Source organism: Corallococcus sp. AB045 (assembly GCF_003668895.1).
In the GTDB taxonomy this organism is placed as follows: domain Bacteria; phylum Myxococcota; class Myxococcia; order Myxococcales; family Myxococcaceae; genus Corallococcus; species Corallococcus coralloides.
In genome coordinates this window covers 48,515-72,692 of sequence record NZ_RAWN01000015.1, presented here as the reverse complement: position 1 = coordinate 72,692, position 24,178 = coordinate 48,515, and the positions used below count along the sequence as shown (strand labels likewise).

The 24,178-nt window shown below is 70.4% G+C and carries 19 protein-coding genes; 10 read left to right on the top strand and 9 right to left on the bottom strand.

Annotation, left to right across the window (positions count from 1 at the left end; all coding sequences use genetic code 11):
• Positions 1-2: 2 nt before the first annotated feature.
• Positions 3-1,283 (top strand): MFS transporter, encoded by a 1,281-nt coding sequence (locus D7Y21_RS06020; protein ID WP_121711828.1) that lies wholly within the window; start codon positions 3-5, stop codon positions 1,281-1,283.
• Positions 1,284-1,336: 53 nt separating this feature from the next.
• Entirely contained in the window at positions 1,337-2,740 is a 1,404-nt protein-coding gene (locus D7Y21_RS06015) for a hypothetical protein (RefSeq protein WP_121711826.1), read from the top strand.
• 2 nt (positions 2,741-2,742) lie between these two features.
• Here D7Y21_RS06015 and D7Y21_RS06010 read toward each other — a convergent pair whose 3' ends face one another.
• Both D7Y21_RS06010 and D7Y21_RS06005 read right to left on the bottom strand, forming a co-directional pair.
• Entirely contained in the window at positions 2,743-4,437 is a 1,695-nt protein-coding gene (locus tag D7Y21_RS06010; protein ID WP_121711825.1) for a tetratricopeptide repeat protein, read from the bottom strand.
• Between the two features lie 128 nt (positions 4,438-4,565).
• Positions 4,566-5,537: a M91 family zinc metallopeptidase gene (locus D7Y21_RS06005; protein ID WP_121711823.1), complete on the bottom strand. Its 972-nt coding sequence runs from the start codon at positions 5,535-5,537 to the stop codon at positions 4,566-4,568.
• 262 nt (positions 5,538-5,799) lie between these two features.
• On the opposite strand from D7Y21_RS06005, the gene D7Y21_RS06000 reads away from it, so the two are divergent.
• From D7Y21_RS06000 to D7Y21_RS05970, 7 genes are all read left to right on the top strand, one after another.
• Entirely contained in the window at positions 5,800-6,204 is a 405-nt protein-coding gene (locus D7Y21_RS06000) for a hypothetical protein (protein WP_120563664.1), read from the top strand.
• Positions 6,205-6,356: 152 nt separating this feature from the next.
• Complete coding sequence (locus D7Y21_RS05995) at positions 6,357-6,725, top strand: DUSAM domain-containing protein (RefSeq protein WP_121711821.1); 369 nt, start codon at positions 6,357-6,359, stop codon at positions 6,723-6,725.
• Between the two features lie 120 nt (positions 6,726-6,845).
• Complete coding sequence (locus D7Y21_RS05990; protein ID WP_120616929.1) at positions 6,846-7,313, top strand: MarR family winged helix-turn-helix transcriptional regulator; 468 nt, start codon at positions 6,846-6,848, stop codon at positions 7,311-7,313.
• 41 nt (positions 7,314-7,354) lie between these two features.
• Positions 7,355-8,665, top strand: a complete 1,311-nt coding sequence (gene hmgA, locus D7Y21_RS05985) for a homogentisate 1,2-dioxygenase (protein WP_199735368.1) — start codon at positions 7,355-7,357, stop codon at positions 8,663-8,665.
• Positions 8,662-9,666, top strand: coding sequence for a fumarylacetoacetate hydrolase family protein (locus tag D7Y21_RS05980; RefSeq protein WP_121711819.1), 1,005 nt, complete (start codon positions 8,662-8,664; stop codon positions 9,664-9,666). Before hmgA ends, D7Y21_RS05980 begins: the two co-directional genes overlap by 4 nt.
• Positions 9,667-9,747: 81 nt before the next feature.
• Complete coding sequence (locus tag D7Y21_RS05975) at positions 9,748-11,148, top strand: 3' terminal RNA ribose 2'-O-methyltransferase Hen1 (RefSeq protein WP_121711842.1); 1,401 nt, start codon at positions 9,748-9,750, stop codon at positions 11,146-11,148.
• Positions 11,145-13,703 carry a polynucleotide kinase-phosphatase gene (locus D7Y21_RS05970; RefSeq protein ID WP_121711817.1) on the top strand — a complete coding sequence of 853 codons (2,559 nt, stop codon included), beginning with the start codon at positions 11,145-11,147 and terminating at the stop codon, positions 13,701-13,703. The genes D7Y21_RS05975 and D7Y21_RS05970 overlap by 4 nt, the downstream gene beginning before the upstream one ends.
• Before the next feature lies 1 nt (position 13,704).
• Here D7Y21_RS05970 and D7Y21_RS05965 read toward each other — a convergent pair whose 3' ends face one another.
• Positions 13,705-15,027 (bottom strand): porin, encoded by a 1,323-nt coding sequence (locus D7Y21_RS05965; RefSeq protein WP_121711815.1) that lies wholly within the window; start codon positions 15,025-15,027, stop codon positions 13,705-13,707.
• Positions 15,028-15,378: 351 nt separating this feature from the next.
• On the opposite strand from D7Y21_RS05965, the gene D7Y21_RS05960 reads away from it, so the two are divergent.
• Positions 15,379-16,908, top strand: a complete 1,530-nt coding sequence (locus D7Y21_RS05960; protein ID WP_121711813.1) for a M91 family zinc metallopeptidase — start codon at positions 15,379-15,381, stop codon at positions 16,906-16,908.
• 3 nt (positions 16,909-16,911) lie between these two features.
• On the opposite strand, the gene D7Y21_RS05955 is transcribed toward D7Y21_RS05960, so the two are convergent.
• The 6 genes from D7Y21_RS05955 to D7Y21_RS05930 form a co-directional block, all read right to left on the bottom strand.
• The gene (locus D7Y21_RS05955) at positions 16,912-17,235 is read right to left on the bottom strand and encodes a protealysin inhibitor emfourin (RefSeq protein WP_120563674.1); all 324 of its coding nucleotides are present in this window, start codon (positions 17,233-17,235) and stop codon (positions 16,912-16,914) included.
• Between the two features lie 17 nt (positions 17,236-17,252).
• Positions 17,253-18,404, bottom strand: a complete 1,152-nt coding sequence (locus tag D7Y21_RS05950) for a M4 family metallopeptidase (RefSeq protein WP_120563675.1) — start codon at positions 18,402-18,404, stop codon at positions 17,253-17,255.
• 144 nt (positions 18,405-18,548) lie between these two features.
• Positions 18,549-20,612, bottom strand: a complete 2,064-nt coding sequence (locus D7Y21_RS05945) for a hypothetical protein (protein ID WP_121711811.1) — start codon at positions 20,610-20,612, stop codon at positions 18,549-18,551.
• Between the two features lie 153 nt (positions 20,613-20,765).
• Positions 20,766-21,902, bottom strand: coding sequence for an ABC transporter permease (locus tag D7Y21_RS05940; RefSeq protein ID WP_120563677.1), 1,137 nt, complete (start codon positions 21,900-21,902; stop codon positions 20,766-20,768).
• Entirely contained in the window at positions 21,899-22,825 is a 927-nt protein-coding gene (locus D7Y21_RS05935; RefSeq protein ID WP_121711809.1) for an ABC transporter ATP-binding protein, read from the bottom strand. The genes D7Y21_RS05940 and D7Y21_RS05935 overlap by 4 nt, the downstream gene beginning before the upstream one ends.
• Complete coding sequence (locus tag D7Y21_RS05930) at positions 22,822-23,820, bottom strand: HlyD family secretion protein (protein ID WP_147469196.1); 999 nt, start codon at positions 23,818-23,820, stop codon at positions 22,822-22,824. The genes D7Y21_RS05935 and D7Y21_RS05930 overlap by 4 nt, the downstream gene beginning before the upstream one ends.
• Positions 23,821-24,178: the final 358 nt, after the last annotated feature.

Genomic DNA, 24,178 nt, shown 5'->3' with positions numbered 1-24,178 from the left:
CGATGTCCCCCGTGCGGCAGCGGCTGCTCTCCATCTTCGGCGGCTCGGTGGGCAACCTCATCGAGTGGTACGACTTCTACGTCTACTCGGCGTTCTCGCTGTACTTCGCGCAGGCGTTCTTCCCGGACGCGGATCCGCTGGTGCAGCAGCTCAACACCGCCGGGGTGTTCGCGCTGGGCTTCCTCATCCGGCCGGTGGGCGGCTGGTTGATGGGGCTCTACGCGGACCGCCAGGGCCGCAGGTCCGCGCTGACGTTGTCCGTCACGCTGATGTGCCTGGGCTCGCTGATCATCGCCGTGTGCCCCACCTACGCGCGCATCGGCGTGGCGGCGCCCGTGGTGCTGATGCTCGCGCGGCTGCTCCAGGGCCTCTCCCTGGGCGGCGAGTACGGCACCAGCGCCACCTACCTGAGCGAGGTGGCCACCTCCCGCCACCGAGGCTTCTACAGCTCCTTCCAGTACGTCACGCTCATCATGGGGCAGCTGCTGGCCACGCTGACGCTGCTGGTGTTGCAGCGGCTGGTGTTGACGGGCCCGCAGCTGGAGGCCTGGGGCTGGCGCATCCCGTTTGGCATTGGCGCGGCGCTGGCCATCTTCGGCTTCTACATGCGCCGCAACATGGTGGAGACGGAGGCCTTCACCCGCGAGGCCGCGAAGAAGTCCGAGCACGACCCCATGCGGGAGCTCTTGCGCCACCCGAAGGAGATCGCCGTCGTGGTGGGACTCACGATGGGCGGGACGCTGGCCTTCTACACATACACCGTCTACATGCAGAAGTTCCTGGTGAACTCCGTGGGGCTGACGCGGGATGAGGCCACGCTCATCTCCGCGGGCTCGCTGTTCCTCTACATGTTCCTCCAGCCGGTGCTGGGGTTCGTCTCCGACCGGGTGGGACGCAGGCCGGTGCTGATGGGGTTCGGCGTGCTGGGCACGCTGTGCACGGTGCCGCTGCTCACTGCGCTGACGCGGACGCGGGACGCCTTCACCGCGTTCCTGCTGGTGCTCGCCGCGCTGGTCATCCTCTCCGGCTACACGTCCATCAACGCCGTGGTGAAGGCGGAGCTGTTCCCGGCGCGCATCCGCGCCCTGGGCGTGGGGCTGCCCTACGCGCTGACGGTGTCTCTCTTCGGCGGCACCGCGGAGTACGTGGGCACGCGCCTGAAGCTGGCCGGGCACGAGCCGTGGTTCTTCTGGTACGTCACGGCCTGCATCTTCTGCTCGCTGCTGGTCTACACGGTGATGCCAGACACGCGGCGCCACAGCCGCATTGACGCCGCGTCCTGAAGCGCCTGCTGGCAATGCCTGCCCCAGGCGGGACGTGCTATGCGCGCGCGCCCATGACGTCTCCACTCCTGACGCTTCCCCTGCTGCTCCTGCTGGGACAGGCCTCCGCACCCACGTCCACCGAGCCGCCCTTCCAGGCGCGGCTGTCCTTCTACGCCACCGACGAGGGCATCGACACCCAAGGCGCCCCCACCGGCACCTCCTTCCACGCGGCGCTGGAAGGACATACGCCGGAGCTCGCGTCGGGCCTGCGCGCGGAGGCCGCGCTGTCGTTCTTCCTCACCCTGGGCAACTCGCAGGGCATGGGCTTCTCGGACAACGGCAGCACCGTCCGGCTGCGCTACCGGCCCTCTGGGTGGGAGGCCGGCGAGGGGCTCTCCGCGGTGGTCCACCCCATGTCCACGTCCCGGCTCTACATGGGCTTCACCTACCCGGTGACGTGGGAGCGGCAGGCCTTCCCGCGCCGCTCGGCCGCCGAGTCCGCGCTGGAGCTGCGCCTGTCCCGGCAGCGGTGGGACGCCTTCGTGGCGCTCAAGTCCGCCCCCGTGTTCGACGACCTGGAGCTGGAGGCTTCGCGCCGCTACGCCCTGCTCGCGGGCGGCTTCCTGGACGTCACGCCCGAGGTGCGACTGGCCGCGAAGGGCACCGTGCTCAACCGGGGGCAGATCCCCGGCGTCGCGAACCTGGGCATCGAGATGCACGTCCCCGTACGCGGGGCCTCGCTGGGCGCGGTCTGGCACCGGGGCGCGCCCATCGGGAACAACGTCGACCTGGCCCTGTACCAGGGCGACCCGACCTTCTTCGAACGCTTCTTCCAGCCGGAGACGTACCCCGGCGGTTTCGCCGCGTCGGTGTCGCTGGAGGGCAGCATCGTGTCCCAGGGCTTGCATGATCGGGAGACCGACCCGCCTCAGCGGCGCACCCAGCCGTCGGGGGCTGGAGCCCTGGAGGCCCGGGTGAAGCAGGGCTTCTGGCGGGCGCATGTGCTGGCCTACGTCCGCTCCCTCGGATTCATCCAGGTCGACGTCCCCGGGTTCCCCCCGTACCAGGCCTTCATGAGCGACGCGGAGACCCGCGCGGAGGTATCCGGCACGCTGAGCAGTGACTACCACCTCCAGGACTGGGGGCTGACGCCCGGGCTGCTCGTGCGCGTCACCCGCCCCGCCTCGCTGCGGAACCCACCGGTGAGCCCCCTGATCAGCAACTCCACCGCCGTGTTCCAGGGGCCCAACAGGCTCACCCTCCTGCCCGAAGGCGAGGACCCGAAGCTGGTGGTGACGGTGAAGGCCACGGCGCGCTGGGACCTGGGAACGATTGCCGGCGTGCTGGCGGAGGTCTCCTACACGCACGACCCGAACCGGACCCTCTTCGAGGATGACGAGACGGGAGTCTCCCGGCCTGTCTTTCAACCCGCCGGCGCGGTGGGCGTGAGCGTCCTGCTCCAGGCCCGCTTCTGACGTCAGAAGGCCGTGCGGGTGAGCGCGATGTCGGCACCCGCCCAGGCCTTCTTGAAGCGCTGCTGCACGGCGGAGGCCTCGGCCGTGCGGCCCTGCCCCTTGAGCGACTGGGCGAGTCCGAAGAGCGCCCAGCCGTTGCCGGGGTTGCGGCGCAGGTCCTCGCGGTAGACGGCCTCCGCGGCCTTGTACTGCTCCGCGTCCAGCAGCGCCGCGCCCTGGAAGTGACGCACGGGGTAGAACCAGTCACTGGGCTCTGAATAGGCCAGCTGATCCGCGGCGCGCACCGCGTCCTCCCAGCGAGTCAGCGCATCCGCGCAGCCCTGGCGCTCCGCGATGGAGGCGTCGAGCACGCGGGCCGCCACGTCCAGCATGTCCTTCGCCGAATTGTTTCCGGCGGTCAGCGTGTCGGGGACGTTGGCGGCCAGCTTCACCAGCTCCGCGTGCTCCGCGCGGGCCTCCTTGAACTCCCCATTCGCCGCGAGCGCCAGCCCGTGCGCGTGCAGCCACAGCCCCGTCAGCACCGGGTACTTCGGATCCGGCCGCGGCTCCGTGAGCAGTTCGTCGTAGTGCCCGAAGCGCACCATCGCGAGCAGGGGTTCGGAGGCGAAGAAGTCCATGCCCGGCATCTCCTTCAGCATCTCCGGCGGCAGGACGTTCGCGGACTCGCGCGCGGCGCGGATGGACTCCCCCGCGCGTCCCTCCATGGACGAGGAGAACGACAGGAAGCCCCAGTTGTGGGCCAGGTACATCGGGTAGTACCCGATGGGCTCCACCTGGCGCAGATAGTCATTGTCCGCCTGGACGGCGCGGCGGTTGCTCTCCGAGGCATCCGCGTACCGGCCCACCCGCTGGTAGATGTGCGCCGGCATGTGCACCACGTGTCCCGCGCCGGGCATCAGCCCCGGCAGCCGGTCCGCGGAAGCCAGCGCGCGCTCGGGATGCTCCGAGGCCTCGACGGCGTGGATGTAATAGTGATTGGCGCCCGGGTGGTTCGGCGAGCGCGCGAGCACTGTCTCCAGCCGCGAGACAATCTCTCCCGTCCCCGGCTCCGGCTTGCCCTCCAGTGTCCACAGCTTCCACGGGTTGAGGTTCATCAGGGACTCGGCGAAGAGCACCTGCACGTCGTTGTCGTCCGGGAAGCGCTTCGCCACGTCGCGCATGGCATTGGCGTAGGACTGGGAGAAGGGCTTCATCTGTTCGGGCGTGCGGGGCTCCGGCCCGCCGTAGCGCCGGGACAGCGCGCCGATGAGCGCCTGCTCCGTGGGAGTCGCCGTGGGGGCGAGCGCCTGGGCCTTTTGCAGGGCCGTCCACGCGGTCGCGGCCCGGTCCGGCAGCATGGGCACGTTGTAGTTGGGCCCCAGCACCAGGGCGACGCCCCAGAAGCAACTGGCGCAGGAGGGGTCCAGCTGCGCGGCGCGGGCGAACGAGCGCGCGGCCTCGTCGTGGTTGAAGGCATACGTGAGCCGCAGGCCCTGGTTGAAGAAGGCCTGCGCTTCGGGCGACCGGGTCGTCACCTTCCGCTGGAGGGTCCCCAGGTCATCGAAGAGCACCGCGCCCTGGGCGAGCGAGGTCAGGCTCGACAGCGCGGAAGGCTTGCCATGCGCCCCGTGCGCGGCCGAGCTGGCGTCCTGTGCTCCGGCATACGTCCCCGGAACAATCAAAGACGGGATGAAGATGAACAGGAGTCGCGCGCGCATGAGGTCCCCCCCGGGCCTGCGGTCTCCCGGGAACGGTGGGGGGACCTGGCGCACGCGGCAATCGGGCCCAGGCCGGGTATCAATCCAACCGATGAACCCCTTGCCCGGGACGCGTCCGGCGCGAGCGCCTACTTCTCCAGGTCGCCGACGATCTGCCCGAGCGGCGACGGCGTCCCCATGAACTTCTGGAACCGGCTGCGGTCATCCGAGCCCGCGTCGAAGTTCTCGAAGTTCGCCTGGTTCTTGTTCGCGCCGGGCCGGAAGCCCGAGTAGTCCTGGCGCGCGGGGAGCCCGTGCTCGGCGCGGATGGCGTTCTCCGAGGGGGCATTCGGCATGCGCGGCGTGGGGCGCAGGCCGACGGTCTCGAACTCCTCGCGCAGTTGCAGGCGCGTCTCCACGGTGTCCTTCATCGCGGCCGAGTGGCTGGGGTAGCGCTTGAACACCTCCGCGTCCGCGTGCTTGCTGGCGGCCAGGGGGCTGACCTGCACACCATTGGCGGCGCGCCAGGCGTGCACGGACTCGTGGCCCAGGCTGTTGAAGCGCTGGCTGGGCTGGTTCTCGTTGTAGTTGATGCGGCTGGCCTGGCCCGCGCTGGCCTGGCCGTCGTAGCGGTACGCCGGGCGCAGCGACTGGAGCGTGCCGTCGTGGCGCGGGCGGTGCGACATGGGCATGGCCTCGCTGCGGCCGGAGTAGATGTCCGCCACCGTCAGCGGCTTCTGCGCGGTGCCCGTCGCGCCGGGGTTCACGTGCTGCGTGCGGCCGTTGAGCTCCGTCAGCATCTGGTTGCCCACGGGGCGGCTCATCAGCTGGTGCGTGGAGTTGCGCGCGTCCTGCGTGAAGTCCGCGAAGTCCGCGCCGGACTGACGGCTGTCACGGCGGGTCCGGATGCCCGACAGGTCCGGGTGCACCACGCCGTGGTCCGCCGGCTTGAGCTTGTTCTTGCCATCCTGCAGCTCCAGGGCCGTGGGCGCCTTCTGCGACTTCACCGTCTCCGGCTTCACCGTCCCGGGCGTCGTCAGCTTGGGGGGCGCGCTGGGGCTGCGCGTGCGGGAGCCGGAGGAGAGGGACGGCTTGGAGAAGGAGGAGGAGCGGAGCTTCATGGTGGGCCTCGGCTGCGGAAGACGTCGTGTGCCCTCCCCTACAGCAACCGTCGTGCCGCCCCCGGAGCCCCCGGCCCGCACCTGATTCCAGGGGTTTGCCCCAGCCCCGGGGGCCCTGCCCTGATGGCTGCCGTCATGCGCCTGATGGCGGCTGTCACCAGGGGGCGCGCGGTCCCAGCCCGGACAGCCATGTTAATTTGGTGTTCCCAGGAATCCCCATGCAGCGCCGCATGACTTCACTGGGAGGAAAGAGCCCGCCGTCATGTCGTCGTCCCGCCGAAGCCTGTCCTGGAGCGTCGCAGTCCTGCTGTCCTTCGCGGCCACCGCGGCCTTCGCGGAGCCGTCCGCGCCGGCCCTGGAGATGGCCACGCAGGCGGTGTGTGCCGCCACCGAGTCCTCCGAGGCCCTGACCTCCGAGCCCACGCCCGAGGAGGCCGCGGGGCTGATCTGTTTCTCCGTCCGGTGCTCCTCGGAGGATGACTGCTGGAACGCGTGTCCCAACGCGCGGTCTGTCTCGTGCACGCGCAACGCCTGCTCCTACCAACTCCCGGGCGGTGGCGGCGGTGGTGGCGGTCCGACGTGCCCGTCCACCCGGTGCATCGACGACTCGGATTGCGTCTGCGGCACGACGCAGGGGTGGTGCAACAACCGCGCTTGCGCCTACTAGAAGTTCACGGCGAGCAGGGGGACGGAGGGGCGGGCCTGCAGGTCCCGCGACTCCGCCTCCAGTTGGATCTTCTCTTTGAGCAGATACTGCGAAGGGCAGCGGGGGGAATGGCCGGACGACAGGTGCCGTCCGAAGAGGAAGAGGCGCTGAGCATGTCCGAAGACCTCAACTGGGATGAGGTGCGAGCCCTCGCCGCCCGCGTGGAGGCGGGCGAAGCGTTGGTGCTCACTCAGGACGTGCGCGAACTGCTGCTGCGCACGGCACGCGAGGTGGCCATCTCCGAGGCCGACGCACAGGCAGCCATCCAGGACGTCACCACCGCGACGGCCCTGCTCCGAGAGGAGCGGGGCCGAATCCGAAGCAGCTCCATGCGGATGATGGCTGCGCGATCCGAGGTCCGTCGGCTCCGGCAGGCAGGAGACACCGCGGGCGCTCGAAAGGTGATGGAGGACCTGCTCGCGGTAGAGGTGGTGCCGCTCTACCGCGAACTGGCGGAGATAACCCTGGGGGGCATGGACTGACGGGCGCGCAGCGACAGCATGCAGGGAACTCCTTCCGAGGACGGATGGGCGCGCGACACCAGCACCGCCCTCCACACGAGCCATGGCACGCGGGCCGCGCTGGCTATAGTCCGACGCCCGATGAAGAAAGCACGCACCGCGAGCCTCACCCTCGATGAGTTCCTCCCCTATCGCCTGTCGGTCGCGGACAACGTCGTGAGCCAGCGCATCGCCCGCGTGTACGCGGCCGAGGACGGCCTCTCCACGCAGGAGTGGCGGCTCATCGCCGTACTGGGCGAGGACGGGGAGCGCTCACAGTTGGAGCTCGTCCGGCGCACGCGGATGGAGAAGGTCCCGGTGAGCCGCGCCGCGCGCTCGCTGGAGGAGCGCGGCCTGGTGCGGCGCGCCACGAGCCAGAGCGACGCCCGCTCGCGGCGCCTGACGCTGACCGCCTCCGGGCGCAGGCTCTACCAGCGGATTGCCCCCGCCGCGCTCGAAGCGGAGGCGGAGGTGCTCGCGGAGCTGTCGCCCTCTGAACGACAGGTGCTGCGCTCGCTGCTGGAGCGCGTGGAGCGCGCCGCCATCCGCGCCCTCAAGCCCGGCCCCTGAGCCTTGCCGGATTGGTTACATCTGTTACTATTTCGGACGCCATGGAAAACGTCCGCCATCTGACAGGCTTTGGAAACGAGCACGCATCGGAGGCTGTCGCCGGTGCGCTTCCCGTAGGCCAGAACACGCCCCAGCGCGTCGCGTTCGGCCTCTACGCCGAGCAGCTCTCCGGCACCGCGTTCACCGCGCCGCGCGGCGTGAACCGGCGCACGTGGCTGTACCGGCTGCGGCCCAGCGCGGGCCACCCGGCGTACCGGCCCGTGGAGGCCCGCACGCTGAAGAGCGGACCGTTCCGGGAGGTGCCTCCCTCGCCCAACCGGCTGCGCTGGAGCCCGGCGCCCATGCCCACCACGCCCACCACCTTCCTGGAGAGCCTCTTCACGCTGGGCGGCAATGGCTCCCCGGCCGAGAACGCGGGCGCGGCGGTGCACCTCTACGCGGCGACCGCGTCCATGACGGACACGGCGTTCTTCAACGCGGACGGTGAGCTGCTCATCGTCCCCCAGTCCGGGACGCTGCGCATCGTCACGGAGCTGGGCGTACTGGAGGTCCCGCCCGGCCACGTCGCGCTCATCCCGCGCGGCATGCGCATGCGGGTGGAGCTGCCCGGCGGCCCCGCGCGCGGCTACATCTGCGAGAACTACGGCGCGCAGTTCCGGCTCCCGGAGCTGGGGCCCATCGGATCCAACGGCTTGGCGAACCCGCGCGACTTCGTGGCGCCGCACGCGGCGTATGAAGACGTGGAGCGCCCCACGCGCGTGGTGCAGAAGTTCCAGGGGAACCTCTGGGAGACGATGCTGGACCACTCGCCGTTCGACGTCGTGGCGTGGCACGGCAACAACGTGCCGTACACGTACGACCTGGCGCGCTTCAACACCATCAACACGGTGAGCTACGACCACCCGGATCCGTCCATCTTCACGGTGCTCACGTCGCCCAGTGACACGCCGGGAACGGCGAACTGCGACTTCGTCATCTTCCCGCCCCGGTGGATGGTGGCGGAGAACACCTTCCGGCCGCCCTGGTTCCACCGCAACGTGATGAGCGAGCTGATGGGCCTGGTCCACGGCGTCTACGACGCCAAGGCGGACGCGTTCCTGCCCGGCGGCGCGTCGCTCCACAACTGCATGAGCGCCCACGGCCCGGACCGCAAGACGTACGAAGCCGCCGTCGCCGCGGAGCTGACGCCGAAGAAGATCGACAACACGCTCGCCTTCATGTTCGAGACCCGCTGGGTCATCGCGCCCACGCTCCAGGCCATGGAGAGCCCCGTCCTCCAGAAGGACTACGACGCCTGCTGGGCGGACCTGCCCAAGGCGAAGCTTTCGTCCTCGGGAGGCGGTCAGCCGTGAAGCTCGCCTCGATTGACGCAGGAAGGGATGGACGGCTCGTCGTCGTGACGAAGGACCTGTCCCGGCAGGCGGATGCGTCCGCCATCGCGCCCACGCTCCAGGCCGCGCTGGATGACTGGGACCGCCACGCACCGGCCCTGCGCGCGCTGTCGGAGCGGCTGGAGCGCGGAGAGGTTCCGGGAGCGCCCTTCGACCCCGCCCGGTGCGCAGCGCCCCTGCCCCGCGCCTACCAGTGGGCGGACGGCTCCGCGTACGTGAACCACGTGGAGCTGGTGCGCAAGGCGCGCGGCGCGGAGCTGCCACCCTCCTTCTGGACCGACCCCTTGATGTACCAGGGCGGCTCCGACGGCTTCCTGGGGCCGCGCCAGCCCATCCCGCTCGCCGACGAGGCGTGGGGCTGTGACATGGAGGGCGAGGTCGTGGTGGTGACGCGCGACGTGCCGCTGGGCGCCACGCGCGAGCAGGCCCTGGGCGCCGTCGTCCTGGTGGGGCTGGTCAACGACGTGTCGCTGCGCAACCTCATTCCGAACGAGCTGGCGAAGGGCTTCGGCTTCTTCCAGTCCAAGCCCGCGTCGGCGTTCTCGCCGGTGTTCGTCACTCCGGATGAGCTGGGCACCGCGTGGCGGGAAGGCAAGCTGCACCGCCGCCTGGAGGTCTTCCTCGACGGAGAGCCCTTCGGCCGCGCGGACGCGGGCGTGGACATGACGTTCGACTTCGGCACGCTGGTGGCGCACGCGGCGAAGACGCGCTCGCTGTGCGCGGGCAGCATCGTGGGCTCCGGCACGGTGTCCAACCGGGGTCCGGACGGCGGCCCCGGTAAGCCGGTGAGTGCGGGTGGGGCAGGCTACTCGTGCATCGCGGAGGTGCGCGTGGTGGAGACGCTCCGGGACGGCGCGCCGAAGACGCCGTTCCTCAAGCGCGGCAACCGGGTGCGCATCGAGATGCGGGACGACTCGGGCGCCAGCATCTTCGGGGCCATCGAGCAGGCGGTCGGCGGGTAGGCGGGGAAAGAAGAGGCCCCTTTCCGTCAGGGCCTCTTGTTCCACCCGTCCAGCGCGCAGCAGGATTCACGCGCGCCTCCCATGCTCCTGACCCTTTCGACGACCCACACGCCCGCGACGGACCTGGGCTACCTGCTGCACAAGAACCCGGAACGGCCCCAGTCCTTCGAGCTGCCCTTTGGACTGGCGCACGTCTTCTACCCGGAGGCCTCCGCCAGCCGCACCACGGCGGCGCTCCTCCTGGAGGTGGACCCCGTCGCCCTGGTGCGCGGCCGTCCGTCGTCCGGGGGCCAGGGCGGCACGTTGGAGCAGTACGTCAACGACCGGCCCTACGTGGCGTCGTCCTTCATGAGCGTGGCGCTGTCCCGCGTCTTCGGCACCGCGCTGTCCGGACGCAGCAAGGACCGGCCGGAGCTGGCCGAACAGCCCATCCCCCTCTCCGCCCGCCTGTCGGTGCTGCCCTGCCGGGGCGGAGAAGTCTTCCTGCGCCGCCTCTTCGAGCCACTCGGCTACACCGTCACCGCGACCCGCCACGCGCTGGATGAGACGGTGCCCGCTTGGGGGGACAGCCGCTACTTCACCGTGACGCTGGAGGGACGCGTGCGCCTGGGCGACCTGCTCTCGCACCTGTACGTCCTCATCCCGGTGCTCGACGACGACAAGCACTACTGGGTCGGCGACGAGGAGGTGGAGAAGCTGGTGCGCCACGGTGAGGGCTGGCTCGCCGCGCACCCGGAGCGCGAGCAGATTGCCCGCCGCTACCTGCGCCACCGCCACAGCCTGGCGCGCGAGGCCCTGGAGCGGCTCGCGGGCGACGAGGCCCCGGAGCCCGAGGAACGTCAGGAGGCGCGCAACGCCGAGGAGGCCGTGCTCGAATCGCGCCTGAGCCTCAACGAGCAGCGGCTCCAGACGGTGATGACCGCCCTCCAGGAGCACGGCGCCGCGCGCGTGGTGGACCTGGGCTGCGGCGAGGGCAAGCTCATCAAGGCCCTCTTGAAGGACCGCCGCTTCACCGAAGTCGTGGGCATGGACGTGTCCCACCGCACGCTGGAGATTGCCCAGGACCGGCTCGGCATCGAGCGGATGCCGGACCTGCAACGCCAGCGCGTGAAGCTGCTGCACGGCTCGCTCTTGTACCGCGACCAGCGGCTCGCGGGCTTCGACGCTGCCACCGTCATCGAGGTCATCGAACACCTGGACATGCCGCGCCTCGCGGCCTTCGAGCGCGTGCTCTTCGAGTACACGCGGCCGGGCCTCATCCTCCTCACCACCCCCAACGCCGAGTACAACGTGCGCTTCACCTCGCTCCCCACCGGCACCTTCCGCCACCGAGACCACCGCTTCGAGTGGACCCGCGCCGAGTTCGAGGCGTGGGCGGCCAGCATGTGCGAGCGCTACGGCTACACCGTGAGCTTCCTGCCCGTGGGAGAGAACGACGCGGAGGTCGGCGCGCCGACGCAGATGGCGGTGTTCACGCGATGAACCTCCACATTCCAGAGCTGTCGCTCGTCGTGCTGATTGGCCCATCCGGCTCGGGGAAGTCGACCTTCGCGCGCCGGCACTTCAAGCCCACGGAGGTGCTCTCCTCGGACACCTACCGGGGCTTCGTGTCCGATGACGAGAACAACCAGGAGGCGACGAAGGACGCCTTCGAGACGCTGCGCTACGTCGCGGCGAAGCGGCTGGCGCGAGGCCTGCTCACCGTGGTGGACGCCACCAACGTGCAGCCGGAGTCCCGCAAGGCCTTCGTGGAGCTGGCGCGCGAGTACCACGTGCTGCCCGTGGCGCTGGTGCTGGACGTGCCGGAGCGCACCTGCATCGAGCGCAACCAGCAGCGGCCGGACCGCGCCGCCAGCTTCCGCTTCGTGCGCAACCAGGTCTCGCAGATGCACCGCTCGCTGCGCGGCCTGGAGCGCGAGGGCTTCCGCCACCTCCACGTCCTCAAGCCAGACGCCATCGAACGCGTGGTGCTGGAGCGCCAGCCGCTCTGGTGCAACCTCAAGCACGAGCGCGGGCCGTTCGACATCATCGGCGACATCCACGGTTGCCGCGAGGAGCTGGAGGCGCTGCTCGCGAAGCTGGGCTACCAGGTGCGTCCGCGCGCGGACGGCACGCCGGGCTTCGACGTGCGTCCACCGGAGGGCCGCAAGGCCGTCTTCCTGGGCGACCTGGTGGACCGGGGCCCGGACATCCCGGGCGTGCTGCGGCTGGTGATGGACATGGTGGAGGCCGGCACCGCGCTGTGCGTGCCGGGCAACCACGAGATGAAGCTCTTGCGCAAGCTGCGCGGCGGCAAGGTCAACGTGTCCCACGGCATGGCCCAGACGCTGGAGCAGTTGGAGCAGGAACCGCCGGAGTTCCATCAGCGGGTGGCGAAGTTCATCGACGACCTGGTGTCCCACTACGTGCTGGACGACGGGCGCCTGGTGGTGGCGCACGCGGGCCTGAAGGAGAGCATGCAGGGCCGGGGCTCCGGCCGCGTGCGCACCTTCGCGCTCTACGGCGAGACGACGGGCGAGACGGACGAATACGGCTTCCCGGTGCGCTTCAACTGGGCGGCGGAGTACCGGGGCCGCGCGTCGGTGGTGTACGGCCACCAGGCCGTGCTGGAGGCCGAGTGGGTCAACAACACGCTGTGCGTGGACACCGGCTGCGTCTACGGCGGCCAGCTCACCGCCCTGCGCTACCCGGAGCGGGAGCTGGTGTCCGTGCCCGCGCAGCGCGTGTACTGCGAGCCGGTGAAACCCCTGGCCGCTCCGGCCCCGTCCGGCCTGAGCGCGCAGCAACAGGCGGATGACGTGCTGGACCTGGAGGACGTGCGGGGCAAGCGCGTCATCTCCACGCGGCTGGCCGCGAACGTCACCCTGCGCGAGGAGAACACCACCGCCGCGCTGGAGGCGATGAGCCGCTTCGCCATGGATCCGCGCTGGCTCATCTACCTGCCGCCCACCATGTCGCCGTCGGAGACGAGCACCGAGCCCGGCTTCCTGGAGCATCCCCAGCAGGCGTTCGACTACTACCGCAAGGAGGGCGTGGCCCAGGTCGTCTGCGAGGAGAAGCACATGGGCTCGCGCGCCGTCGTCGTCATCACGCGCGACGCGGACGCCGCCCGCCGCCGCTTCGGCGTCACCTCTGGCGAGACGGGTGTCTGCTACACGCGCACCGGCCGGCGCTTCTTCACTGACGAAACCCTGGAGGCCGCGTTCCTCGCGCGCGTCCGGGCGGCGCTGGACGCGTCCGGCTTCTGGGAGGAGCTGAAGACGGACTGGGCCTGCCTGGACTGCGAGCTGATGCCCTGGTCGCTCAAGGCCCAGGAGCTCTTGCGCGACCCGTACGCCGCCGTGGGGGCGGCCTCCCGCGCGGCGCTGACGGACGTGGTGTCCGTGCTGGGACAGGCCACCGCCCGGGGACTGCCGCTGGGCGAGCTGTCCGCGCGCTTCACGGACAAGGCCACCCACGTGCAGCGCTACGTGGAGGCGTACCGGCGCTACTGCTGGCCGGTGGCGTCGCTGGACGACGTGCGGCTGGCGCCGTTCCACCTGCTGGCCACGGAGGGCGCGGCCCACGTGAACAAGGACCATGTCTGGCACATGGAGACGCTGGCGCGTGTGTGCCGCGCGGATCCGTCGTTCCTGGTGGCCACGCCCTACCGCGTCGTGGCGCTGGAGGACGCGGACGCGGTGGCCGGCGGCGTGCGGTGGTGGGAGGAGCTCACCGCGCGCGGCGGCGAGGGCATGGTGGTGAAGCCCTTCGGCTTCGCGGTGCGCGGACGCAAGGGCGTGGTGCAGCCCGCCATCAAGTCCCGGGGCACGGAGTACCTGCGCATCATCTACGGCCCGGAGTACACCACGCCCGCGAACCTGGACCGGCTGCGCCAGCGGGGCCTGGGCACCAAGCGCTCACTCGCGCTGCGTGAGTTCTCGCTGGGCGTGGAGGGACTGGAGCGCTTCACGAAGAAGGAGTCCCTGCGCCGCGTGCACGAGTGCGTCTTCGGCGTGCTCGCCCTGGAGAGCGAGCCCGTGGACCCGCGCCTCTGACTCAGTAGTTGAACTGGAGCTGGAGGCGCGTCACGTGCCCCTGCTCCTGCACATACGGGTAGCGCGACGAGGTGCGGTCCGCGATGACGTAGGCGGCCGTCAGCTCCAGCGCCTTCCAGATCTGCCACTCCGCGCCCAGCTCCAGCTCGCGCACGTCGTAGCGGGGGGCGTTGGTCTCGAACTTCTTGCCGCCCTTGTAGAGCGTGCCACGCACGTAGGGGATGAGCGACACGCCCACCACGCCGTCCAGCTTGTACATGAGCTGCGCGTAGCCACCCTGCAGGCTCCGGCTGTCGATGAGCAGCGCCTCGTCCGGGAACGAGCCCAGCGACGGTCCGCGACCCAGGTTGTATTCGGCCTGGAAGCCCAGGGGCTGCGGGTAGACCGTCAGGCTGACGATGGCGCGGGCATCCACCATGTTGGGGCCACGCGCGAGCGCATAGGCCGCGTCATCCCGAGGGGACGCGCTGAGGTTGAAGCGGCCGTAGTAGGCGCCGGTGCCGACCTCCACGTACTGGGAGCCGAAGAGGAAGGGGTAGCTGACGCGCGCGACGGCGTGGGGGCTGTTGTTGCGCTCGGCGCGGTTGGCCGTCTGGCCGTTGTAGACGCCCAGGCCCACGACGCCGTAGTCACCGGAGCCCTTGAGGCCGCTGTCGACGAGGAACTTGAAGCGCTCGCGGATGTGCGAGGGCGCCCAGTAGAAGAACACGCCCACGTCGCGCTCGTCCTTCAGCGCGCTGTTGATGGCGTCGTTGCGGTCCAGCGCCAGGCGGTTCTGGCTGGACTGGAGGTTCTCGAAGCCGAACGGCACCTTCGACTGGCCCACTCGGAAGCGGAACTCCTTCTTCGCGTCCACGAAGATGTCCGCGTACCAGTCCCGCATGACGGCGACGTTGTACTGGTCACCGATGACGGAGGCGAAGTCCGGCTGCAGGTAGATGGACACGTGCGGGTGCACGTCCCCGAAGATGACGAGCCGCGCGCGGCGGATGCCGAAGCCGGTGTCCTTGCCCAGGAAGCGGTCGCCCTGGTCGTTGATGAGCGAGTCGTTCACCCGGAAGCTGGGCAGCCGGTTGTAGCGGACCTGCGTGTAGCCCCGGAGGCGGATGCTCTCGTACCAGGGCCTGGTCTTCTCCTTCTCCTCCGCGGGAGGCGGCAGGGCGGCGGGAGGCACGGGCGCGGAGGGCTCCGCGGGGGGCGCGACCTCGCCCGTGGGAGCGGACTCGGGCGGAGCCTCCTGGGACAGGGCGGAGGAGGAGAAGAGGAGCGCGGTACCAGCCAGCAGGGCCTGAAGGACGGAGCGGTGGGACGAGGCGAGGGTCATGGGTGCGTGGGAGCCGGGCGGGGAACAAGGAGGGACCCGCCTGGTCCCGATGTGGCGCTTCCGTTACCGAATGGCGCCGCCTTCCGCCACGCACCAACCCCTGTTGTTGCCACACCGTTACCGGCGACGCCGTCCTGTCACATGAACGAGCGAGCCGTGTCACACGTCCGTGACATGCCCCTGCCGCCCACGCCTTGAACGAGTCATTCCCAGGGGTTGGCCTGGAAAAGCGGGCCCGAGGCAACCGGCGTCACGCTTCCGCGACAATCCCCTTCGGGCGGCATTCATCCGCTCCCCGGCAGCCGTCCGCCGGGCACGCACCGGGTGTCTCCGTCACCCGCGAGAAGCGACATGACCTCGATTGGAAAGCCCGGTTCGCGCCCCACCTCGTCCCCCGTGAGCACGCAGCCGGCGAAGGCTCCCGTCACGGCGAAGCCCAACGCGGTGAAGGCCGCCGTCGCGCAGCGGATGAAGGACGGCTTTGACGCGGGCCCCCGTACGGGCGCCGCCTCCCGGCCGGTGCTGTCCGCGGAGATGCGCTCCGGTGAGGGTGCCGGGGGCATCGGGGGCGCCCTGGGCAAGGCGGCGGGCAAGGCGGCCGGCGGCATTGGAGAGGCGCTGGGCAAGCTTGCGGGCCGCGTGGGCAGCGCCCTCGCCGGGCCGCAGGTGAGCACGAACGCGGATGGCCGCACGGTGGTGGACCTGGGCGCGGGCAACAACACCGCGACGGTGTCGCAGAACAAGGACGGCGGGCTGACCATCAAGTCCGGCAGCGACTCGGTGACGCTGACCGCGGAGCAGGCCAAGGGCGCCATCATCAACGGCGGTGACGGCAACGACTCCATCACCGTGGACGAGAGCGTCACGCAGGACATCACCCTGGACGGCGGCGCGGGCGACGACAAGCTCACCGGTGGCAAGGGCAACGACACGCTCATCGGCGGCGCGGGCAACGACACCATCCTCGGCGGCGACGGCAAGGACACGCTGAAGGGCCAGGACGGCGACGACTACCTGGAGGGCGGCGCGGGTGATGACCGCATCCAGGGCGGCGAGGGCCGCGACGTGCTCTACGGCCTGGATGGCAACGACTCCCTGTCCGGCGGCAGCGGCCGGGACTACATCGACGGCGGCGCGGGTGATGACCGGGCCACCGGCGGCGCGGGCGACGACCAGGTCATCGGCGGGCGCGGCAACGACACGCTGTCCGGTGGCTCGGGCAACGACGCGGTGGCGGGCGGCGCGGGCCAGGACACGGTCCGGGGCGGCACGGGCACGGACAAGCTCTACGTGGAGGAGAACGAGAAGACCGCCGACGCGGCCGAGGGCGAGCGCGAGATCGTCGACATGACGGACGCCGACCAGCGCGGGCGCTCGGTGACGGTGTCGGGCAGCGCGGACTTCCAGGCACGTGTTCAGTCGGACCTGGACGCGATGCGCTCGCTGCCTTCGGGCCAGGAGCTGCTGCGCACGCTGGATGACAGCGGCCACACCACGACCATCAAGGAGACGTCCAGCGGCAACTCCGCGTCCGCGCAGAACAAGGACGACGCCTGGTTCAACGCGGACGGCACGCCGGGCAAGGGCACCAACGGCACGGTGAACTACAACACCACGCGCATCTCGCTGGGCAGCGAGGACTGGATGAACCGCCCGCCCGTCGTCGCCCTGTTCCACGAGCTGGTGCACGCCTCGGACTACGCCAACGGCACGCTGGCGCTCGGTGAGAAGAACGGCGTGAACAACCGCGAGACGTCCGCGGTGGGCCTGCCCATCGACCTGGACCAGGACCCGTCCACGCCGGACGTGGTGCAGGGCGGCCGCCCCGGAGAGAACGTCCTCCGCGACGACCTGAACCTGCCCACCCGCCCGCGCTACTAAGACCTAGGGGGCGCGCTGCTCCCGCTCGGCCTTCTGGATGAGCTCCAGCAGGGAGCGCAGGTGCGGCTCCGTCACCGGCTCCACCAGCCGGACCGAGTGCCTCCTCCCGCCGTCATCCTCGATGGTGACGGCGTAACTCGTCCGGTCCGCGCCCCGCTGGGGGGAAGCCCCCACGGTGGCCGGCTGTTCGAAGAAGCGGGCCTCCCGCACCTCCCTCTGGAGCGCCTCCGCCGTGGCGGGAGGCAGGGCCGTCAGGTCCACGGTGCGGGGCCTGGAGAGGCCCGGGAAGAAGGCGAGGCCTCCCTCCCGTTTGAGCTCGATTCGCATTCCATCGACTCCAGGTCCTAGTGCTTGCGCTGCACCGGCTGCGCGGCCTGCTTCTGCACCTGCGGCGTCCAGGCCGGCTGGCCTGCCCGCTCCTTGGAGACCTTGATGCCCACCTGGTTCCAGGCGTCACGCACGATCTGCTCCTCGTCGCCGCTGCCGTAGAGCCGGACGGTCGCCGTCACGGTGAGCCGGGCGAAGGAGAGGAACGAGGCGTTCGGCTTCAGCCGGGGGTCGCGCAGCGTCTCCAGCCAGATGAGGCCGGCCTTCTCCCACGCGTAGCCCTTCAGGTTGGTGGCCGCGAGGCAGAAGGCCTTGTTGGGGATGCCGGAGTTGATGTGCACGCCGCCGTTGTCCTCCCACGTGTTCACGAAGTCCTTCATGAGGGCCGGCTGCGGATCCTTGCCGAGCACCGGATCATCGAACGCGGTGCCGGGGTCCTTCATGGAGCGCAGGGCCTTGCCCTTGACCTTGTCCGTGAGGAGCCCCTCGCCAATGAGCCAGTCGGCCTGATCCGCCGTCTGGTTCAACAGACGCTGCTTCACGAGCGAGCCGAAGCAGTCCGACATGTGCTCGTTGAGCGCGCCCGCCTGGGAGAAGTAGGCAAGAGGGCCCTCGTGCTCCGTCACGCCGTGGGCCAGCTCGTGCCCGATGACGTCCACGGAGATGGTGAAGCGGTTGAAGAGCTCGCCGTCGCCGTCGCCGAACACCATGCGCTCGCCGTCCCAGAAGGCGTTGTCGTAGCCGCTGCCATAGTGGACGTGACCGTTCAGCGGCATGCCGTTGCCGTCAATGGAGTTGCGCCCGTAGACGTCCCAGTAGAGGTCATACGTCGCGCCCAGGCCGACATAGGCCTCGTCGACCGCCGGGTCTCCGGTGTCGTCCGAGCCTTCCGTGCGGACCACCGTTCCCGGAAGGGCTTCGGTGTTCTTCACGTCGTAGATGGTGCGCTGCTTTTGGCTCTCCACGACCATGGGGCCGGGGATGAGGCGCTTCGCAGCCTGGGGCGCGCCGCTGGTGGACAGGCGGATGGCGCGCAGGGTGTTGTCGATGGAGAGTGTCCGCAGGGCCCGCGCGCGCTGCTGCGCGGAGCCGTTCTGCGCAATCTGCCGGCTGACGTACGGCGGCAGGATGCAGTGGTGGGAATGCCAGATTCGGGTGTTGCAGCACATCACCGTTCTCCTTCTGAAGGGGGTACAGGAAAGACGATGGTGATGACTGCGGGCCGTGCTCGGGACACGGCACGGCATGGGCTCGCTGGTCGCCAGGGAGCCCATGCGGCGCCTCGCGCTCAGGCCTGCTCGCGTGGCCCGGCGTCAGGGCTTGTGCAGGACGGCCGTGTCCCCCACCAGCCACAGCTCCGACGAGGACGGCGCCCACACGCCCCGGAGGACGCGGCGGGTGCCGGTGGTCTCCGCGTTCCACTTGCCGCCGTCGAAGCGAAGCAGCGTGCCGTTGTCGCCCACCGCCCAGACCTCGGTGGCGGAGCGTCCCATCAGCCCGTTGAGCTGTGAGGTCGTGCCGCTGGCCACGGGGAGCCAGAGCGCGCCGTTGTAGCGCAGCAGCGTGCCATCCGCGCCCGCCGCCCAGACGTCCGACGGCCCGCTGCCCCACACGGCCTTCAGGGCCTTGTTGGTGCCGGACGTCATCGTGCTCCAGGCGGTGCCATCCCAACGCAGGAGGGTGCCCGCGTCGCCCACCGCGATGGCCAGCGAGGGCCCCTGCACCCAGACGGCGTTGAGCGTCGCCTGGACCTCCGTGGGCTTCCGCGTCCAGGTGGTGCCGTCGAAATGGACCGCCTGGCCGGACGCGCCCACCGCCCAGATGTCCGTCGCGGACGCGCCGTGGATGGCGTTCAGCGCCAGCGACGACTCCGCGGTGTATTGCGTGACGAAGCGGGCCCCGTCGAACCGGTAGATGCGGTCGTGAAACGAGGACGTCACCCAGACCTCGGCCGGGGAGGCCGCGTAGACGCCCGTCACGTCGTCGAAGGGGGAGAAGTCCAGCTGCGGCTCGATCCAGCCGCCGCCGTTCCAGTGCAGCACGCGGCCCGGGTCACCCACCGCCCACAGGTCCGACGGCCCCGTGCCATGGATGGCCCGCGCCACCCTCAAGGTGCGCAGCGGGGCCTGAGAGGTCCACGCCTGCCCGCTCCACTTCTGCACCTGCCCGCCCGAACCGAAGGACCACACGTTGTCAGGCCCGCTGCCGGTGATGGGCCCCACGGCGTCCTCGTCCGTGTCCGTCCACTTCGTGCCGTTGTAGACGTAGCCGAAGTCCTCTCCACCCGACAGCACCAGCGAGGGCGACGCGGCGTACACGTAGAACAGCTGATCCGACGAGCGCAGGGACTGCTCAATGCCCGCGGGCGTGGTGCGGAACACCTGGCCGTAGTCGTCGCAGAGGATGCAGGGGTCATCCGAGGCGACGGTCCAGACGTCGTTCGGACCGGTGCCCGTCACCTCATGGAAGTCGATGGCCGTGGTGCCCGCGTCGATGCCGGAGACCGCGGCGCCGTCGTACCGGCGCAGCGTCCCGGACTGTCCCACCATCCAGACATCCGAAGGCCCGCTGCCCCACACGCCGTTGAGGTCCTTCGTCGTGGACACGTCCACGCCCTGGAAGCCGCTGCCCTGGTCGCGCCGCACGGTGCCGTTGGCGCCCACGGCCCAGATGTCGCCCGGACCGGCGGCCCACACGGAGTTCAGGTCGCGCGTCGTCCCGGAGCTCACGGGCGAGAAGGCCCCGCCCGTCGTGGAGTGGAGCACGGTGCCGCCCGCCCCCACCGTCCACACGTCCGTCGCGGAGAGGGCGTGCACGTCGTGCAGCGACGTCAGCGTCCCGCTGGCCACGCGCGTCCAGCGCGTTCCATCCCAGTGCTGGATGAAGCCGTCCTCACCCACGGCCCAGCCGTCATTGGCCGCGCTGAAGTGCGCGCCCTTGAAGCTGTAGCCATGGGGCAGCGGATACTCCCAGCACCAGCCGTCACTGCACTCGCGGTTCTCGGCGGGGATGCCGCAGGTCTGCGCCACGCCGCGCCCGCCGCACACCTCCGGCGCCGCGCACGTGCCGCAGGAGACGGTGCCACCGCAGCCATCGGGTTCGGTGCCGCACTCGTTCCCGGGGCTGCACGCCGTCTTGATGTCGGGGCAACCACAGACATTGTCCTCGCCGCCACCGCCACAGGTCGAGGGCGCCGCGCAGGTGCCGCAGTCGAGCGTGTTTCCGCAGCCGTCCGTCGCATCGCCGCAGTTGAAACCCCGCGACTCGCACGTCCTGGGAACGCAGTTGTCATCATCGTCCCCACAGCCGGCGGCGAAGGTCGCCACGCAGAGGAGCACGAAGGGGAGGGTCACCCTCCAGGAGTCGTCACGAGACATGGGCATCTCCAGACCGGACGCGGGACTGAACCCCGCGAAACCACGGGGGCGTGGCTCCGGTGCGGAAGTAAGGTTGCAAACGGCGGTCCGGTTGGATCGTCCGGACGTCCAAGCCCCCTCCTTTCGCGGATGCGTCATGCTCGACGTGTGGCGTCAATCCAGCGTGGTGCGTGAGCGCGCGAGCGCCGCGCCTGCCACCGCCAGTACGAAGAGCCCCAACGCGAGCAGGTCGTTCCCCATGTCCGCGAGCACCTGTTCCTTGAGCAGCGCGCCCCGGACGATGCGCAGGAAGTGCGTGACGGGGATGATTTCGCCCAGCACCCGCGCCCACGGCGGCAGCCCCAGGAAGGGGAAGGCGAAGCCGGAGAGGAAGATGGACGGCAGCATGTAGAACATGGACATCTGCATCGCCTGCAGCTGGCTGCGCGCCACGGTGGAGATGAGGTAGCCCAGCGACAGGTTGCCCACGATGAACAGCACGATGCCGCACGCCAGGGCCAGCCATCCCGCGGGTGTGCGCGCCATGGGCACCGAGAACAACCCCCGCGCCATGCCCAGCACGACGACGGTCTGCACCAACCCCACGACGACATAGGGCGTGAGCTTGCCCACCATGATCTCCGCCGGGGTGGCGGGCGTGGACAACAGCGTCTCCATGGTGCCGCGCTCGCGCTCGCGGGTGACGGCCATGGCGGTCATCATCACCAGCGTCATGGACAGGATGATGCCCAGCAGGCCCGGCACGATGTGGACCGGGGAGCGGCTCTCCGGGTTGTAGCGCCGGTGCACCACCACCTCGAAGGCGGGCGCGGTGGACCGGGGCGCCCCCAGCCCCAGCCGTTCGTTCCGCAGCGCCTCCGTGGGAAGCACGCTCACCGCGGCGAGCGCGCCTGCCGCGGCCTGCGGGTCGGACGCGTCCGCCTCCGCGAGGATTTGAGCGCGCTCTCCCTTGAGCACCCGCCGGGTGAAGTCCGGCGGGATGGTGATGCCGAGCATCACCTGTCCCCGGCGGATGAGCTGATCCAGCTCCTCGTCGGAGCGCGGCAGGTAGCGCACGTCCACATAGCCGGTGCGCTCCAGCGCGGCGACGACGGAGTTCGCCACCGTGCTGGTGTCGTGGGACAGCACCGCGGCGGGCAGGTGCCGGGGATCCATGTTGATGGCGTAGCCGAAGATGAGCAGCTGCATCACCGGCATGAGGAGGATCATCGCGTAGGTGATGCGGTCGCGCCGCAGCTGCGTGAACTCCTTGAGCAGCACGGCCAGGATGCGCGGAAGCGAGCCCGTCATGACGTGTACCGTTCGTCGCGCTCGCGACCCATGAGCTGGATGAAGACGTCCTCCAGGGAGGGCGTCACCTCGCTCCACCGGTAGGGCTCCTTGCGCCAGGGGACGAGCGCGGCCTCCAGGGCTTCACGCCTCAACCCGCTGACGTGCACGGCGGCGCCGAACGCGGAGGCGCTGAGCACGCCGTCCGCCTGGGCCAGCAGGTGCGCCGCGCGGTCGATGCCCGGCCCCTCCCCCAGGAACGTCACCAGCCCGGAGTCGCGGATGAGCGCGTCCGCCGTGCCCCGCGCGATGAGGCGCCCGTACAGGATGTAACCGATGTCGTGGCAGCGCTCCGCCTCGTCCATGTAGTGCGTGGACACCAGCACCGTGAGCCCGTCCGCGGCGAGCGTGTGGATTTCGTCCCAGAACTCACGGCGGGCCTTGGGGTCCACACCCGCGGTGGGCTCGTCCAGCAGCAGCAGGCGGGGCTCGTGCAGCGTCGCGGCGGCCAGGGCCAGGCGCTGCTTCCAGCCGCCGGAGAGCGCGCCCGCCAGCTGACCGCGCCGGTCGAAGAGACCCAGCCGGTGGAGCGTGTCCTCCACCCGCTCGCGCCGCTGCTCCAGGCCGTGGACGCGCGCGACGAAGGACAGGTTCTCCTCCAGCGTCATGTCCTCGTAGAGGGAGAACTTCTGCGTCATGTAGCCCGTCTGGCGCTTGATGGCGTCGCCCCGGGCGCGGAAGTCCAGGCCCAGCACGGTGCCTTCGCCGCTGTCGGGCGTGAGCAGTCCGCACAGGAGCCGCAGCGTCGTCGTCTTGCCGGAGCCGTTGGGGCCCAGGAAGCCGGTGATGCGTCCGGCGTCCACGGCGATGGAGACGTCCCGCACGACGTGCCGGTCGCCAAAGGACTTGTTGAGCCCGCGCACGTCGATGGCCCGCTCGTTCATCGGTCCGCCTCCACGGGTGCCTGCTTCAGCGGTGTCACGTCGATGGGCTGCCCGGGCAAGAGGCGCGTGGGCGCGGAGGGCACCGCCTCCAGCAGGAACACCAGCTTCTGCCGCGTCTCCAGGCTGTAGATGATGGGCGGCGTGTACTCCGGGCGCGAGGCGACGTAGTCCACGCGCGCCGTCATCCCGGTGTCGCAGCCGTCGCAGGCGATGGCCACGGCGGTGCCTGGCGGGAAGGACGCCACCCTCCCCTGCGGCACGTAGAAGCGCACCTTCAGCTTCGCGTCCGGGATGATGCTGACGACGGGGGCGTTGGGCATGGCCCACTCGCCCTGCTGGAAGAGGACGTCCTCCACGCGGCCCACGACGGGGGACACGGGCGCCAGCTCCACGACCTGTTGCTCCGCGGCGGTGACGCCCGCGCGTCCGCTGGCGAGCTGGGCGCGGACGACCTCCAGCTGCGCGCCCGCCGCCGCCACGTCCGTGCGGGCCGCGTCGCGCTGGGCGTGAGCGCGTGTCGCCGTCGCGCGCAGCAGGTCCAGCTGCTGGGGCGTCACGGCGCCCTCGATGGCCTTCTGGACGGCGACGAGCCGGGCCAGCTCCGCGTCCGCGCGGTCCGCCTCCGCCTGCGCGGCGACGAGCGAGGCGCGGGCGCGGGCCACATCCGACTGGCGCGCGAGCAACTGCGCTTCGATCTGCCCCACCTGCGCCCGCGCCTGGTCGGCCCGCGCCGTAAGCGACGTGGGCTCCATGCGGAACAGCGGCGTGCCCACCTCCACGCGTTGTCCACGCTCCACCGACACGGACGCCACCATGCCGGCCACTGGCGAGGACAGGTAGACGTTGTCGCTGACGACGAAGCCGGTGAAGCGCGGCGGCGGCTCCGGGGCCGGCCGCCGCAACCACAGGATGCCGCTGATAATGACGGCGACCAGCACCGCCCCCGCGACGATGCCCCGCTTCGAGTGTTTCCTCTTCCTGCCCGGTCCCGACACCCGTGCCTCCTGGCGCGGCCTCGCCGCGATTGGAGCGCCCCCCGAGCGCGGCGGGGCCACGCTACGCCTGCCTCGCCCAGGGGGTCCGCGTCCGGCTCACGGGCCTGTCCTGAACCCGTGTCCTGGCGTCACCTTGAGCACTGGGCGTGCCAACACTGAACGCCAGGGGAGCCCCCGGGGGCAGGCCCCTCACCTGTTCGAAGTTCCGGCGCCGGACGCCGGGTCGCCGGAATTCCAGACGCACAGCGCGTCAAAACATACCAAGCGGATTGTCATTTTTTACATAGAAGTCATGTAAATGGAGTTTTGATCCACTGCACATGTTTCGCGGTGTCATGCGGCCATTGGCTGCGAGGGA